The sequence below is a fragment of the Methylobacterium variabile genome, from assembly GCF_001043975.1.
Classification (GTDB): Bacteria; Pseudomonadota; Alphaproteobacteria; order Rhizobiales; family Beijerinckiaceae; genus Methylobacterium; species Methylobacterium variabile.
This window is the reverse complement of record NZ_LABY01000164.1, coordinates 14,540-28,097: the sequence shown is the minus strand read 5'-3', so window position 1 is coordinate 28,097 and position 13,558 is coordinate 14,540. Positions and strand designations below refer to the sequence as shown.

Annotated in this window: 14 protein-coding genes; 6 read left to right on the top strand and 8 right to left on the bottom strand. The window is 73.7% G+C overall.

The features are described from left to right. Positions 1–782 (top strand): MFS transporter (locus VQ02_RS22290; protein ID WP_483414289.1); only part of this gene is annotated, 782 nt, incomplete at its 5' end. Positions 783–876: 94 nt separating this feature from the next. Continuing rightward, positions 877–1,857 carry an EcsC family protein gene (locus tag VQ02_RS22285; RefSeq protein ID WP_048446410.1) on the top strand — a complete coding sequence of 327 codons (981 nt, stop codon included), beginning with the start codon at positions 877–879 and terminating at the stop codon, positions 1,855–1,857. Positions 1,858–1,912: 55 nt separating this feature from the next. Here the strand turns inward: VQ02_RS22285 and VQ02_RS22280 are convergent, their stop codons facing one another. After that, complete coding sequence (locus VQ02_RS22280; RefSeq protein ID WP_245239816.1) at positions 1,913–3,283, bottom strand: leucyl aminopeptidase family protein; 1,371 nt, start codon at positions 3,281–3,283, stop codon at positions 1,913–1,915. A gap of 192 nt (positions 3,284–3,475) precedes the next feature. Here VQ02_RS22280 and VQ02_RS22275 point away from each other — a divergent pair, with 192 nt between their 5' ends. Beyond that, positions 3,476–3,661 (top strand): hypothetical protein, encoded by a 186-nt coding sequence (locus tag VQ02_RS22275; protein WP_048446408.1) that lies wholly within the window; start codon positions 3,476–3,478, stop codon positions 3,659–3,661. An 88-nt stretch (positions 3,662–3,749) separates the two neighbouring features. After that, complete coding sequence (locus VQ02_RS22270) at positions 3,750–4,586, top strand: tetratricopeptide repeat protein (protein ID WP_053080501.1); 837 nt, start codon at positions 3,750–3,752, stop codon at positions 4,584–4,586. A 31-nt stretch (positions 4,587–4,617) separates the two neighbouring features. Here the strand turns inward: VQ02_RS22270 and VQ02_RS22265 are convergent, their stop codons facing one another. The 7 genes from VQ02_RS22265 to VQ02_RS22235 form a co-directional block, all read right to left on the bottom strand. Beyond that, positions 4,618–5,922 carry an LLM class flavin-dependent oxidoreductase gene (locus VQ02_RS22265; RefSeq protein WP_048446407.1) on the bottom strand — a complete coding sequence of 435 codons (1,305 nt, stop codon included), beginning with the start codon at positions 5,920–5,922 and terminating at the stop codon, positions 4,618–4,620. Between the two features lie 16 nt (positions 5,923–5,938). Then, complete coding sequence (locus VQ02_RS22260; RefSeq protein WP_048446406.1) at positions 5,939–7,276, bottom strand: MmgE/PrpD family protein; 1,338 nt, start codon at positions 7,274–7,276, stop codon at positions 5,939–5,941. A gap of 3 nt (positions 7,277–7,279) precedes the next feature. Beyond that, positions 7,280–8,062: an amino acid ABC transporter ATP-binding protein gene (locus tag VQ02_RS22255; RefSeq protein WP_048446405.1), complete on the bottom strand. Its 783-nt coding sequence runs from the start codon at positions 8,060–8,062 to the stop codon at positions 7,280–7,282. Positions 8,063–8,078: 16 nt separating this feature from the next. Next, on the bottom strand, positions 8,079–8,801 hold the full coding sequence (locus VQ02_RS22250; protein WP_245239818.1) for an amino acid ABC transporter permease: 723 nt from the start codon (positions 8,799–8,801) through the stop codon (positions 8,079–8,081). A 44-nt stretch (positions 8,802–8,845) separates the two neighbouring features. Then, positions 8,846–9,586, bottom strand: a complete 741-nt coding sequence (locus tag VQ02_RS22245; RefSeq protein WP_048446403.1) for an amino acid ABC transporter permease — start codon at positions 9,584–9,586, stop codon at positions 8,846–8,848. A 35-nt stretch (positions 9,587–9,621) separates the two neighbouring features. Then, on the bottom strand, positions 9,622–10,455 hold the full coding sequence (locus VQ02_RS22240) for a transporter substrate-binding domain-containing protein (protein WP_048446402.1): 834 nt from the start codon (positions 10,453–10,455) through the stop codon (positions 9,622–9,624). A gap of 213 nt (positions 10,456–10,668) precedes the next feature. Next, entirely contained in the window at positions 10,669–10,911 is a 243-nt protein-coding gene (locus tag VQ02_RS22235) for a DUF6894 family protein (RefSeq protein WP_048446401.1), read from the bottom strand. A gap of 356 nt (positions 10,912–11,267) precedes the next feature. Here VQ02_RS22235 and VQ02_RS22230 point away from each other — a divergent pair, with 356 nt between their 5' ends. Together VQ02_RS22230 and VQ02_RS22225 are read left to right on the top strand one after the other, a co-directional pair. Then, the gene (locus tag VQ02_RS22230; RefSeq protein WP_048446400.1) at positions 11,268–11,957 is read left to right on the top strand and encodes a glutathione S-transferase family protein; all 690 of its coding nucleotides are present in this window, start codon (positions 11,268–11,270) and stop codon (positions 11,955–11,957) included. 85 nt (positions 11,958–12,042) lie between these two features. After that, the gene (locus tag VQ02_RS22225; protein WP_048446399.1) at positions 12,043–13,551 is read left to right on the top strand and encodes an ATP-binding protein; all 1,509 of its coding nucleotides are present in this window, start codon (positions 12,043–12,045) and stop codon (positions 13,549–13,551) included. Positions 13,552–13,558 lie beyond the last annotated feature (7 nt).

Below are 13,558 nucleotides of genomic sequence, written 5' to 3'. Positions count from 1 at the left end.
ACGGTGATGAGGGCCAGGATCAGCACGAGCCCGGCGCCCTTGCGGCGCACGAGGTCGGCGAAGGGATCGACCACGGCCTCCCGCAGGGCCTGACGTCCGGGCCGCGGCGCGGCTGGCGTCAGGCCCTGCGGGAGGCCGTGGTCGATCCCTTCGCCGACCTCGTGCGCCGCAAGGGCGCCGGGCTCGTGCTGATCCTGGCCCTCATCACCGTCTACCGCCTGCCCGACATCGTCTCGGGCATCATGGCGAACCCGCTCTACATCGACATGAAGTTCACCCTGTCGGAGATCGCCACGGTCTCGAAGGTCTACGGCGTCTGGGTCGGCATCGCCGGGGCCTTCGCGGGGGGCATCGCGGTGAGCCGCCTCGGCCTCTACCCGGCGCTGCTGATCGGCGGGATCGCGGCCTCGGCCTCGAACCTGATGTTCGCCTGGCTGGCGCTCGCCGGGCACGACCTGCCGCTCCTCGTCGCCAGCATCAGCATCGACAACTTCGCCGGCGCCTTCGCCGGAACGGCGCTGATCGCCTACATGTCGAGCCTGACCTCCTCCGCCTTCGCGGCCACCCAGTACGCGCTGCTCTCCTCGCTCTACGCCCTGCCGGGCAAGTTCGTCGGCGGCCTCTCGGGCTTCGCCGTCGACACGGTGGGCTACCCGACCTTCTTCGTCCTCACCGCCGCCGTGGGGATCCCGGTGACCCTGCTCTGCATCGCGCTGCGGCTGCTGCCCGGGGAGGTGGATCCCGCTCCGGCGCCGCCGGAGGAGCTCGCCGCCCGGGCCTGAGGCGGGCCGTCCCGTCGCTGCCGCCCCTTGCGGAACCGTCCCCCGGCGCCCCAGCTTTACCGGGCGAGCCGCCTGTATCCGCGAGGGAGCGCCCGTGTCCGAGATCGTCGCCGTCGAGCCCGCCCCGTTCCCCGTCCCGGCCGGGGCGCCGGAGCCCCTGAGCGCGGAGGACCGCGAGGCCCTGCGCCGCGCCGTCGCGGCCCTCGAGCGTCCGAGCCTCGCCGGCAGGCTCTCCGCCATGGCCGGCGCCCCCCTCGACATGATCGGCCGCGCCCTGCCGGCGCCGGTGATGGACGCGGTGGGCCACGCCACCGAGACGGCGATGCGCGGCGCCCTGCGGGTCGCCCTCGCGACCCTGCCGGCCAAGGCCGCGGGACAGGGATCCGCCGCGGAGAGGGGGACCGAAGCGGGCGCGCTCGCGCCCCTCGGGCCCGACCTGTCGCCGTCCTGGCGGGCCCGCGCGATGGAACTGCTCGAGCGGTTCCCGCCCGGCGACCGTGGCCACAAGGCCCTGGCGGCGGTCTCGGGCGCCATCGGAGGGGCGTTCGGGATCACCACGCTCGCCGTCGAGCTGCCGCTCTCCACCACTCTGATGCTGCGCTCGATCGCCGAGATCGCCCAGCGCGAGGGCGAGGACTTGGCGAATCCCGAGGCGGCGCTCGCCTGCATGCAGGTCTTCGCGCTCGGCGGCCGCGGCCCCGCCCAGGACGATGCCCCGGCGGGCGCGGCCGAGAGCGGCTACTTCGCGGTGCGCGGGGCCTTGGCCAAGGCGATGTCGGAGGCCGCCCGCTACGCCGCCGGGCGCGGCCTCGTCGACGAGAGCGCACCGGCGCTGATGCGGTTCGCCGGCCAGGTCGGCGCCCGCTTCGGGGGCGTGGTGTCGCAGAAGCTCGCCGCCCAGGCGGTGCCGGTCCTCGGCGCCGTCGGGGGTGCTGCGGTCAACACCGCCTTCATGGATCACTTCCAGGCCATCGCCCGCGGCCACTTCACGGTGCGGCGCCTCGAGCGGCGCTACGGCAAGGCCGTGGTGCGGGAGGCCTACGAGGCGGAGCGGTCGTCCCTCGGCGCGGCGTAGCCCGCGCCGCTACCTGTCTCCTCGCGCGGCGTGGCCCGCGCCGTCACCTGTCGGGCTATGCCGCGTAGCGCGCCTTCAGGAGGGCGTAGACGAGGCGCGCGGTCTGCACCTCGCCGCCCTCCGGCCGGCCGGGCTTGGTCGCCGGGTTCCAGCCGTAGAGATCGAGATGGACGTGAGCGGCGGCCGCCGAGACGAAGCGGCGCAGGAAGAGCGCCGCCGTCACCGCCCCGGCGAAGGGGCCGCTCGAGACATTGTTGAGGTCGGCGACCTTCGAGTCGAGCAGGGATCCGTAGGGCGCCCAGAGCGGCATGCGCCAGACCGGGTCGTGGACGGCGAGGCCCGTCGCCGTCAGCTGCGCGGCGAGGCCGTCATCCTCGGTGAACAGGGCCGGCAGGTCGGGGCCGAGCGCCACCCGGGCGGCGCCCGTCAGGGTGGCGAAGTCGATCACGAGGTCGGGCGCTTCCTCGTCGGCCAGGCTCAGGGCGTCGGCCAGGATCAGCCGGCCCTCGGCGTCGGTGTTGCCGATCTCGACCGTGAGCCCGCGCCGGCTGCGCAGCACGTCGCCGGGACGGAAGGCCTCGCCGGCGACCGCGTTCTCGACCGTCGGGATCAGGACCCGCAGGCGGATGTTCAGGCCCGCCCCCATCGCCATCTCGGCGGCGGCGAGGGCTACCGCGGCGCCCGCCATGTCCTTCTTCATCAGCAGCATCGCGGCGGCGGGCTTGAGGTCGAGGCCGCCGGTGTCGAACACCACGCCCTTGCCGACGAGGGTCACCCGCGGCGCCCCGGGATCGCCCCAGGTCAGGTCGATCAGCCGCGGCGCCCGCGGCGAGGCCCGGCCGACCGCGGCGATCAGCGGAAATCCCTGCTCCAGGGCCTCGCCGGCGATCACCGTGCAGGCGGCGCCGAAACGCGCGGCGAGCGCCCGGGCCGCCGCCTCGATCTCCGCCGGGCCGAGGTCGTTCGCCGGCGTGTTGACGAGGTCGCGGCCGCTCGCCACGGCATCGGCGATCCGGTCGATCTCTGCCGCGTCGACGCCCGCCGGCACCACCAGCCGGGCCTTCGGGGCCGGCCGCTCGCGGTAGCGGCCGAACCGGTAGCCCGAAAGCCGCCAGGCGAGCGCGGCGAGCGCCGGATCGCCGGGCAGGCCCTCGAGGCGGTAGGTGCCCTCGGGCAAGGCCTCGGGCAGGCGCCCGACCGCGAAGGGGTCGGTCCCGGCCGCGTCGACCCCGAACAGCACGCCGGCGAGCGCCCCGTCCGGTCCCGGCAGCAGGGCGACGCGGCCGGGCTTGGCCTCGAAGCCGGCTGCGCGCGCGAAAGCGGCGGCGAGGGGCGGCAGCTCCGCCGCGACGGCCGGCCAGCCGGCGGCGTCGACGCACCGGATCGGGATGGCGCCGTCCTCGGCCGCGGGCAGGAGCGTGGTCACGCGGGACATCCCTTCAACTCGCCTTGGACTGGCACGGAAGGCCGGAGGGGGAGCCAAGACGGACCGCTTGTCAATGCCTGCACCGGGTTCCCCGGGGCCGGCCGGGGAGCCCGGGTCCCAGGGAACCCGGCGGGGGCTGCCGCGTCACCCCGGGCGAGACACGGATCGGATCGTCAAGGAAGGGAGCACCCCATGGCCGAGGAGAAAAAGCCCATCAACCCGCTCGAGCGGCGCGAGACCATCGGCATTGAGGATGGCAGCCGCCACGCGGACGAGGCGGTGACGCCGAGCCGGCACGGGACCGGGACCGACCGGGGCGGAGCCGAGGCGACGCCGCCGGCGCCGAAGGCCACCCCGTCGGACACCCCGCAGCGTTAACGGGCGGTTAGGGTTAACGACCTATCACCACGGTCAGAGGGCCGTGGGGGCGGGGTGCCACATCCCAGGCCCGTCCCTGGAGTGGCCGATGCCCGCGACCGTCGAGACCCGTCCCGTCCGCTCAAGCCCCCTGCGGCGGCTCGCCGTCGCCGGGGCATTGGCGCTGATGGCCTCGGGCTGCCTGTCGCGCACGCCGCTCACGACCGGCTCGATCGATGCGAGCACCCCGGCGGACACCGCCCGGCGCGACGTCGGACGCCTGGCTGCGCGCTACGAGAAGGACCCCGCCGACATCGGCGTGGCGATGGCCTACGCCCAGGCCCTGCGAGCGACCGACCAGGGCCCCCAGGCCGCGGCGGTGCTGCAGCAGACCGCCCTGCGCAACCCGAAGAACCCGGCGGTGCTCGCCGCCTACGGCAAGAGCCTGGCCGAGATCGGTCGCTTCGGCGAGGCGGCGGAGGTCCTGCGCAACGCCCACTCGCCCGCCAGCCCGGACTGGCGCGTGCTCTCCGCGCAGGGCGCCGTGGCCGACCAGATGGGTGATCACCCCCAGGCCCAGCGCTACTACGAGGCCGCGCTCCGGATCGTGCCCGGCGAGCCGGCGGTGATGTCGAATCTCGGCCTGTCCTATGCTCTCGCCAAGCGCCTGCCGGAGGCCGAGGCGACCCTGCGCCAGGCCACGGCCGACCCCCGGGCCGACGGGCGGGTGCGCCAGAACCTCGCCCTGGTGCTCGGGCTGCAGGGCCGCTTCGGCGAGGCCGAGCAGGTGCTGACCCGTGATCTCGGCCCGGCCGAGGCGGCGCAGAACGTGGCCGCCCTGCGCGCCACCATGTCCCAGCCCAACGCCTGGAAGGCGATGCGCTCGGCCGAGAAGGCAGCCCCGCCGCGGGCGGGCGCCTCCGCCATGGCCGCCTCTGCGATGTGAAGCCGGATCGTCGGGACGATCCGGCAGGCGCTCAAGCCCCCGGCCAGGCCGGCCGACCGATCCCGAGATGGTCGCGCAGGGTCGTGCCCTCGTACTCGGTGCGGAAGAGGCCGCGCTCCTGCAGGATCGGCACGACCTCGGCCACGAAGGCGTCGAAGCCGCCGGGGAAGTAGGGCGGCATCACGTTGAAGCCGTCGGCGGCATTCCCCTCGAACCATTCCTGCATCCGGTCGGCGATGTCGGCCGCCGTGCCGAGCACGATGTGGTGGCCGCGGCCGGCCGCGACCCGAAGCGCCAGCTGGCGGATCGTCAGGCCCTCGCGGCGGGCGAGCTCGGTCAGGAGCTCGGCGCGGCTGCGAAGCTGGTCGGAGAGCGGGAGGTCCGGCAGCGGCCCGTCGAGGTCGTAGGCGCCGAGCGGGTGGCCGATGCGCTCCTCGAGCAGCGGCATGGCGCTGGCGATGTCGGTCCAGCGGTCGAGCTCGCGCAGCGTCTCGCTCGCCTCCTTCAGGGTCCGCCCGACCACCGGCATGAAGCCCGGCATCACCGCGACGGAGGCGGGGTCGCGGCCGAACCCGGCGACCCGTGCCTTGAGGCTGCGGTAGAAGCTCTGCGCCTCGGGCAGGCTCGCCTGCGCGGTGAACACGATGTCGGCGGCGCGGGCTGCGAGGTCCTGGCCGGGCCCGGACGAGCCGGCCTGGATCAGCACCGGGTGCCCCTGCGGCGCGCGCGGTATGTTGAGCGGCCCCTTCACCGAGTAGTACGTGCCGGCGTGGTCGAGCACCCGCACCTTGCCCGGATCGGCGTAGACGCCGCGCGCCTTGTCCTTCGGGAAGGCGTCGTCGGCCCAGCTGTCCCAGAGGCCGCGCACCACGTCGACGAATTCTTCCGCGATGGCGTAGCGGGCGTCGTGCTCGGGGTGGCTCTTGGAGAAGTTGTTGGCCGTGCGGGCGTAGGAGGTCGTCACGATGTTCCAGGCCGCGCGGCCGTGGCTCAGGTGGTCGACCGAGGCGAAGGCGCGGGCGAGGTGGTAAGGCTCGCCGTAGGTGGTCGAGGCCGTTGCCGCGAGGCCGATCCGGTCGGTCACCATGGCGAGCGCGCCCAGCAGGGTCAGGGGCTCGAACCGCGCGATCATCGACGGGTGGGCGTCGACGCCGCTGGTGAGGCCGTCCGCCAGGAAGACCATGTCGAACTTCGCGGCCTCGGCCGCCTGCACCACCCGGCGCAGCAGGTCGAGGTTCTCGCTGCCGGACTCGGCCTCCGGGTGGCGCCAGCCGGAGACGTGGTGGCCGGCGCCCTGGAGGAACAGGCCGAGATGGATGCGACGGGGGGCGGTCATGGCGTCTCTCGAAGGGTCAGGAACGGCTCTGGCCGAGGAGGGCGAGCAGGCGGGCGAGGTCGGCGGCGTCGGTCATCCGGGTCACGAGGTCCGGGATCCCGGCGAAGGCGTCCGACCCGCCGGTCGCGTCGCGGAACTTCGGCCCGGCCTCGGTCAGGCCCGGCAGCCCCTCGACCCGCCGGCTCACGATGCCGCCGCCGCGCAAGGCCACGTCGAGGATGACGAAGCGCGTGCCCGGGTCGGACGACAGGCGCGGCGCGGCCTCGTCGTGGCGGCGCGACACGCGGGCGGCGAGCGCCGCGAGATCCGGCCGCACCGGCCGCTCGTCGAAATGGCCGATGCCGACGCCGCCGTCGGCGAGCATCGCGGCGAAGACGTATTCGGGGCTGAACCGCGCCTCGATGCCGGTGCGCGGGCGTGAGACGACGAGCGCCGCGTCGCCTCCGGGCGGGAAGGTGAGGAGGACGTGCTCCACCGCCTCCGCGCGCAGGCCGTCGGCCTCGCGAAGGGCGAGGGCGCCGACAGCGACCGGGTGGGCGGCGGTGCAGCAGGGATAGGCCTTCAGGGTCAGGCCCGGGACGACGATCTGCCAGGGCCGGCCCCAGCCGGCGAGCAGGCGCTCCGGGGCCTGGGCGCCAAACCCGAAGGCGTCGAGGAAGCCGATCGGCCCGCCCAGGAAGTCCGGCGCGCCGGAGAGGCCGGCCTCGGCGAGGCGCGCCGCCGTGAGGCCCGAGCGCGCCGCGAGGCCGGCATGGAGCGGCTTGGCGTCGGAGCCGAATTGCAGCCGCAGGCCCGCCGACTGCGTCGCCGCGAGGCCGAGGGCGACGGCGATGCGCTCGGGCGGCAGGCGCAGCAGGTGCGCCGCCGCCGCCGCGGCCCCGACCGGCCCGAGGGTCGCGGTGGCGTGGAAGCCGGTCTCGTAGTGCCGCGCGCCCAGCGCCAGGCCGAGCCGCGCCATCGTCTCGAGCCCGACGACGTAGGACGCGATCAGGTCCCCGGCGGCGACCGACCGGACCGAGGCCAGGGCCAGGAGCGCCGGCAGGATCACCGTCGTGGGGTGGCCGCGGACGCTGGCATGGACGTCGTCGTAGTCGAGGACGTGGCCGCTGTGGCCGTTCACCAGGGCGGCGGTGAAGGGGTCGGCGCGCTCGGACCGGCCGATCAGCACCGCCGGGCCCTGGCCCGCCCCGAGGGTCTCGATCAGGATCCCGGTCGAGCGGTCGCCGGCGCCGCCGAGCGCGCAGGCGAGGAAATCGACGAGGGCGAGGCGCGCCGCCGCCATCGCGGCGCGATCGCTCGCGGGATCGGACGCCGCGATCGCCGCGGACAGGCCCTCGGTCAGGGTCGTGCTCATAGGTCAGATCCCCTCGCCGGGCTGCACCGCCTCGCGGGCGCCGAGGCCCCGCACGAACTGCCGGATGCGCGGGTTTCCGGAGCGGTGGAAGATCTGCGCGGGCGGGCCCTCCTCGACGATCCGGCCGTTCTCGGTGAACACCACCTTGTCGCTGATCTCCTCGGCGAAGCGCATCTCGTGGGTGACGAGGAGGCTCGTCATGCCCTCACGCACCAGCCCGCGGATCACCGCCAGCACCTCGCCCACCGTCTCCGGGTCGAGGGCCGAGGTGACCTCGTCGAACAGCACCAGGTCCGGCCGCATCGCCAGCGCCCGGGCGATGGCGACCCGCTGCTGCTGGCCGCCGGAGAGCTGGCCCGGATAGGCCGCGACCTTGTCGGCGAGACGCACCCGCTCGAGCAGCGCGCGGGCGTGGCTCTCGGCCGCCGCCCGGTTCTCCTTGAGGATGCGGATCGGCGCGATGGTGATGTTGTCGAGCACCGTGAGGTGCGGAAACAGGTTGTACTGCTGGAAGACGATGCCGATGCGCTTGCGCAACGCGATGCGCTCGGCCTCGCTGCGCAGGGCGTCGACCCGCACGCCGTTGACGGTGATGCGGCCGCGGCTCGGCGCCAGCAGCGCGTTGATGCAGCGCAGGATGGTCGACTTGCCCGAGCCGGACGGGCCGATGATCGAGACCGCCTCGCCGCGGGCGACCGTCAGGTCGATGCCCTTCAGCACCTCGTTCGCGCCGAAGCTCAGATGCACGTCCTCGAGGGCGACGAGGGGGGTGGACGATGCCGTCATGCGAACCTTCGGGAGATCACCGGGCGAGGCGCCGCTCGAGCCGCTGCGTGAGGCGCGACACCGGATAGCAGAACAGGAAGAAGGCGAAGAGCACGGTGACGTAGGTCAGCACCGTGAAGTCGGTGCGGCTCACCGCCGTGCTGGCGTCGGTGGCGGCGTGGAGCAGCTCGTGCACCCCGACGAGGGAGGCCAGCGCCGTGCCCATGCAGATCGAGGCGTAGAGGTTCATCCACGGCGGCAGGGCCCGGCGCAGGCACTGAGGCAGGATGATGAAGCGCAGCGCCTCGATGCGCGAGAAGCCGAGGCCCTTGGCGGCGTCCCATTGCGGCGTCGGGATCGACTGCAGGGCGCCGCGGGTGATCTCGGCGGTGTGGGCGCTCGCCGGGATCGCCAGCCCGATCACCGCCTTCACCCAGTCCGGGAACGGCACGTAGTGGCCGAAGGCGACGATCTCGAACGGGAAGATGTAGGTGGTGGCGAAGATCAGCACGAGGTGCGGTGCGTTGCGGAACACCTGCACGTAGGCGATCGCCGCCGCCCGCACGAGCCGGACCGGGGCGAGCTCCATCGCCCCGAGGACGATGCCGGCCAGCGTACCGAGCGCCATCGCCAGCACGCTGATCAGGATGTTCATCGCGAAGCCGCGGGCGAGGTAGGGGAGCCACTCGAGCAGCAGCCGCCCGAGCGACGGGTCGAGGGCGAGCCAGAGGGCGACCGCGCCGCAGGCCGTGACGGCCAGGAGGAGCGGCGCGGCGGAGAGCCGCGAGGGCAGGGCGCTCGCCGTCACTGCCCGAATCCCGGCACCGCCAGCCGGCGCTCGACGAAGGCGCCGATCCGCGCCACCGCCAGGTTGATGAGGCTAAAGAACAGGAGCAGCACGATCATCAGCTCGACGACGTTGTCGCGCTGGGTCCAGATCATCAGCGAGGCGTAGGTGATCTCGTTGACGGCGACGGCGTAGCCGATCGTGGTCAGCTTCACGAGGTTGACGAGGTTGTTGACGATCGCCGGCAGCGCCGTGCGCAGCGCGAGCGGCAGCTCCACCACCCGCAGCACCTCGAGGCGCGAGAAGCCGAGGCCCCGCGCCGCCTCGACGGTCGCGGCCGGCACCGCCTCGATGCCGCCGCGCAGGGCCTCGGCGTGGAAGGCCGCGACGTGGAGGCTCACCACGGCGACGAGCCAGAAATACGCGCCGAACGGGTTGTTCTGCGCGCCGCCGAGCGCCTGCGAGATCAGCATGTTGACCACGAGCACCGTGAACATCAGCTGCACCAGCGTCGGCGTGTTGCGGGTGAGCTCGACATAGGCCCGCGCCGGACCGGCGAGCCAGGGCCTGCCCGAGGTCAGGGCGGCCGCCAGCACGACGCCGCCCGCGAGGCTGAGCGGGAGGGTGAGGGCGACGAGGACGAGCGTCGTCCCCATCCCGTCGAGCCACATCCGCAGCTCGAACGGGCTCGCCAGGAAGTCGAAGTTCAGCCCGACCTGGCCCGCCAGGGCGATGAAGCCCCGGATCGCGTCCTGCATCGCGTGTCGCCCTCGCGCTCGCGCTCGCCGGCCGCTCAGCGGGCCGCCGAGACCGCCTTCTGCTGCTCCTCGATGAAGGCGGTGTTGAGTAGCCGGTTGGCCCTGGCGATCTCAAGGAGCCGGCCGGAGGCGATGAGCTCGCGCAGGGCCTTGTCGAGGGCCGCGGCGGTGTCCTTCTCGCCCTTGCGGATCCACACCACCGAGTCGGCCGGCACGATCTCGGTCGGGATCAGGATGCCGTATTCCTTCCACTCGTCGGCGCGGTCCTCGAGCATCAGGGCGACCGTGGCGCCGGTATGGACGGCGACGACGCAGGTTCCGCCTTTCAGCGCCAGCAGCGATTCCGGCTGGCTCGGGAAACCCTTCACCACGGCGCCGTACTGCTCGATCAGCGGCTGGGTGAAGTTCGAGCCCTGCGAGACGCAGACCGGCTTGCCCTTCAGGTCGGCCCAGTCCTTGATGCCGCTGTCCCGGCGACCGACGGCGGCCCCGCCGGCGCGATCGAAGACCGTCGGCGGATAGTCCATGATCTTCGCCCGGTCCTCGGTGACCTGCATGTTGGCGAGGAGCGCGTCGACCTTGCCTTGCTGCAGGAACTGCACCCGGTTGGGCGGCGTCACCGTGACGGTGTCGAGGGCGACGCCGAGCTTCTCGGCGAGCGCCCGGGCGAGGTCGATGTTGAAGCCCTTCTGCTCCTGGGTCTTCGGATCGATGAAGCCGAACGGCGCGCCCGACAGGATGACGCCGACGGTGAACTTGGCCTTCGCCTTGATGCGGTCGAGCGTGGCATCGGCGGAGGCCGCGGAGACGCCGGCCAGCAGAACGGCAGCCAGGGTCGCGGCGCGCAGGAGGTGGGCCTTCAGGGTCATGGCGGTCGGCTGCTCGCGGTGGGCGCGCCGGCCCGGAAGGCGGTCGACGCCGTCCGGACCTGCGGCGCGGGTGGGGGCCGGTGGTCGGTCCGACGCGCCATACCTCAAACCCGATCGTCTTTGTAGACTGTCCGCACGGGCGGCTGCCTCAACACCCCGGCTCGCGCCGGCCTTCACGGCGCTCCCCCTTCCAATTCGGGAGCGTCGGGCGACTCACGCCGTGTCGACCAGCCACCTGCAGGTCAGGTTGAGGGTCGCCGTGAAGAGGTTCCGTCCCGCCTCGTCGCGCATGAGAACCGACACCTCCCGGCTCTCGCCGGCGCCGATCTGCTCCCGCGCGACATCGGGCAGGACTTTGATCGCGGCGTTGCGGGCGGCATGAACGTTCGGAAACTCGCTTCCGACGTCGTCGACGATCAGGTGACCGTCCCGGATGTCGAAGAAGAAGCACGGCATTTCATGCCTCACAATCTGAGCCGGGAGCGCATGTCTCACAGGCGTCGGCGGGCAGGAATCGATGCCGACGATTTTCTGTTCGTAAACGGACACAGGGTGGGGCACACCAACATCGATCTGCCTTCACGCATTTGCTTGTCGCCGAGGGCAGGCGTGCCGTCCGGCAAGCGAAGGGCCGGCCGGCGTCGCCCCCACGTCCCCGGCGCGCCGCGTTGATGCCGTCGCCGGGAGCCGGCATGATCCGTGCCCCGCCGTCCCGACGCGCCGCGCAGGGGACCGCTCCCCGAAAAACGCCACGACGACCGCCCGATCGCGTCCGGGACCGTCGGCGGGGACAGCGCATCCGGAGGAAGCCCTTGGCCATCACGCTCTACGAACTCGCCGCCGCCGATCCCGACCGGCGCTTCAGCCCGTTCTGCTGGCGCATCCGCCTCGCCCTCGAGCACAAGGGCCTGGCCTTCGAGGGCCGGCCCTGGCGCTTCACCGAGAAGGACGCGCTCGCCTTCTCGGGCTCGGACAAGGTGCCGGTGCTGGTGGAGGACGGGCGGGCGATCGCCGAGTCGTCGGTGATCGCGGCCCATCTCGAGGCGGCCCATCCGGACCGCCCGTCGCTCTTCGGCGGCGGCGCGGGGGTTGCGCTCACGAGGCTCCACGTCGCCTGGACCGATCAGGTGCTGCACCCAGCCCTGGTGCCGCTCCTCCTCCTCGACATCCACCGCCACCTCGCCGAAGCAGACCGGCGCTACTTCCGCGAGAGCCGCGAGGCCCGCTTCGGCAAGCCGCTCGAGGCGGTCTGCCCCGATCCGGAGGCGCAGCTCGCCTCCTTCCGCCGCACGCTCTCGCCGGTCCGGGCGGTGCTGCGGGCCCAGGCCTTCCTCGGCGGCGAGAGGCCGCTCTACGCCGACTTCGCGGTGATGGGGGCCTTCCTGTGGGCGCGGGGCGTGAGCGCGCTCGCCCTCCTCGAAGCCGACGATCCCGTCGAGGCCTGGCGGCGCCGGATGCTCGACCGGCTGGGGGAGGGGTCGCGGGCACTGGTCGCCGGCTGACGCGAACTCCTGTGGACCCCGGTCGCGGACGCGGATCGGGGTCTGCGCTCCCGTGTTACGAGTCCCGGGATCGCAGGGAGCCGAGATGACGATCAGCGTCGAGATGGGAGCGGCGAGCGGGGGCCGGCCGGCCGCCCTCGACCTGGAGGAGCTGCTGGCGACCCGCCTGCTGGTCCAGGGCAACTCCGGCTCGGGCAAGTCGCACCTCCTGCGCCGCCTGCTGGAGCAGAGCGCGCCCCACGTGCAGCAGGTGGTGATCGACCCCGAGGGCGACTTCGTCACCTTGAGCCAGGCCTACGGCCACGTGGTGGTGGAGGGCGACCACGGCGAGGCCGACCTGCAGCGCATCGCAGCGAGGGTGCGGGCCCACCGGGTCTCGGTGGTGCTGACCCTGGAGAGCCTCGACGTCGAGGCGCAGATGCGCGCCGCCGCGGCGTTCCTGGGCGGCCTGTTCGAGGCCGAGCGCGACCACTGGTACCCGGTGCTGGTGGTGGTCGACGAGGCGCAGCTCTTCGCGCCGGCCGCCGCCGGCGAGGTCTCGGACGAGGCCCGCAAGGCGTCGCTGGGCGCGATGACCAACCTGATGTGCCGCGGCCGCAAGCGCGGGCTCGCCGGCATCATCGCGACGCAGCGCCTCGCCAAGCTCGCCAAGAACGTCGCCGCCGAGGCGTCGAATTTCCTGATGGGCCGCACCTTCCTCGACATCGACATGGCCCGGGCCGCCGACCTTCTGGGCCTCGAGCGGCGCCAGGCCGAGAGCTTCCGCGATCTCGAGCGCGGGCACTTCATCGCGCTGGGTCCCGCCCTGTCGAAGCGCCCGCTGCCGATCGCCATCGGGCCGGTGGCGACCTCGGCGCGCTCGTCGAGCCCCAAGCTCGTGCCGCTGCCGAGCCCGGCCGCCGGCGAGTCCCTGCGCGAGTTGATCCTGACCCCGGCCGAGAACGAGCCGGTCTGGACCCCGGCGCCCCGCCCGGCGCCCGCGCCGCGGGCGACGCCGACCGACCTCCTGCAGCAGCTCGCCCAGTACCGGCCGCCGGAGCCGGTCGAGGTGGCACCGAGCATGAGCGAGGCGGAGCGGGACGCGGCCCTCGCGGACATCCTGCGCGAGGTCGCCGCCGACCCGGATTCCGGCCACCACCCGATCGCGGTGCTCTACCAGGACTTCCTGGTGCGCTGCCGGATGCGCCGTCTGCCGGGCGAGCCCCTCGATCTCGGCCGCTTCCGCCGGCGGCTCGCCATCGCCCGGGCCGGCGTCGACGGCGAGGCGGCGGAGGGCGACGAGGCCGACGCCGTGATGGCGGCCTGCGCCGGCCTGCCCGAGGAGGTGCAGGGACTGTTCCTGCTGCTCGCCCGCGCCGCCCGGGCCGGGGCGCCGTGCCCCTCCGACGACGCGCTGGCCCGCGCCATCGGCTCGCGCTCGCCGGGCCGGGCGCGCCGGCTCCTCGCCTACGTGGAGAGCCGCGGGGCCGCGGTCTGCCGTACCGATTTCCGCGGCAACCGCGTCGTCGCCCTGCCGGGCCTGGGCTGCGAGACCGCCCCCGGCAACCCGAAGGGCGAGGCGAGCGAGCCCGCCGGCCTGTTTGCGGCCGAGTAGCAGGGAT

Coding starts and splice junctions, on each gene's coding strand:
- VQ02_RS22275 (WP_048446408.1), top strand. CDS start 3,476: ATGGCCGAGGAGAAAAAGCCCATCAACCCGCTCGAGCGGCGCGAGACC.
- VQ02_RS22270 (WP_053080501.1), top strand. CDS start 3,750: ATGCCCGCGACCGTCGAGACCCGTCCCGTCCGCTCAAGCCCCCTGCGG.
- VQ02_RS22265 (WP_048446407.1), bottom strand. CDS start 5,922: ATGACCGCCCCCCGTCGCATCCATCTCGGCCTGTTCCTCCAGGGCGCC.
- VQ02_RS22260 (WP_048446406.1), bottom strand. CDS start 7,276: ATGAGCACGACCCTGACCGAGGGCCTGTCCGCGGCGATCGCGGCGTCC.
- VQ02_RS22255 (WP_048446405.1), bottom strand. CDS start 8,062: ATGACGGCATCGTCCACCCCCCTCGTCGCCCTCGAGGACGTGCATCTG.
- VQ02_RS22245 (WP_048446403.1), bottom strand. CDS start 9,586: ATGCAGGACGCGATCCGGGGCTTCATCGCCCTGGCGGGCCAGGTCGGG.
- VQ02_RS22240 (WP_048446402.1), bottom strand. CDS start 10,455: ATGACCCTGAAGGCCCACCTCCTGCGCGCCGCGACCCTGGCTGCCGTT.
- VQ02_RS22235 (WP_048446401.1), bottom strand. CDS start 10,911: ATGCCGTGCTTCTTCTTCGACATCCGGGACGGTCACCTGATCGTCGAC.
- VQ02_RS22225 (WP_048446399.1), top strand. CDS start 12,043: ATGACGATCAGCGTCGAGATGGGAGCGGCGAGCGGGGGCCGGCCGGCC.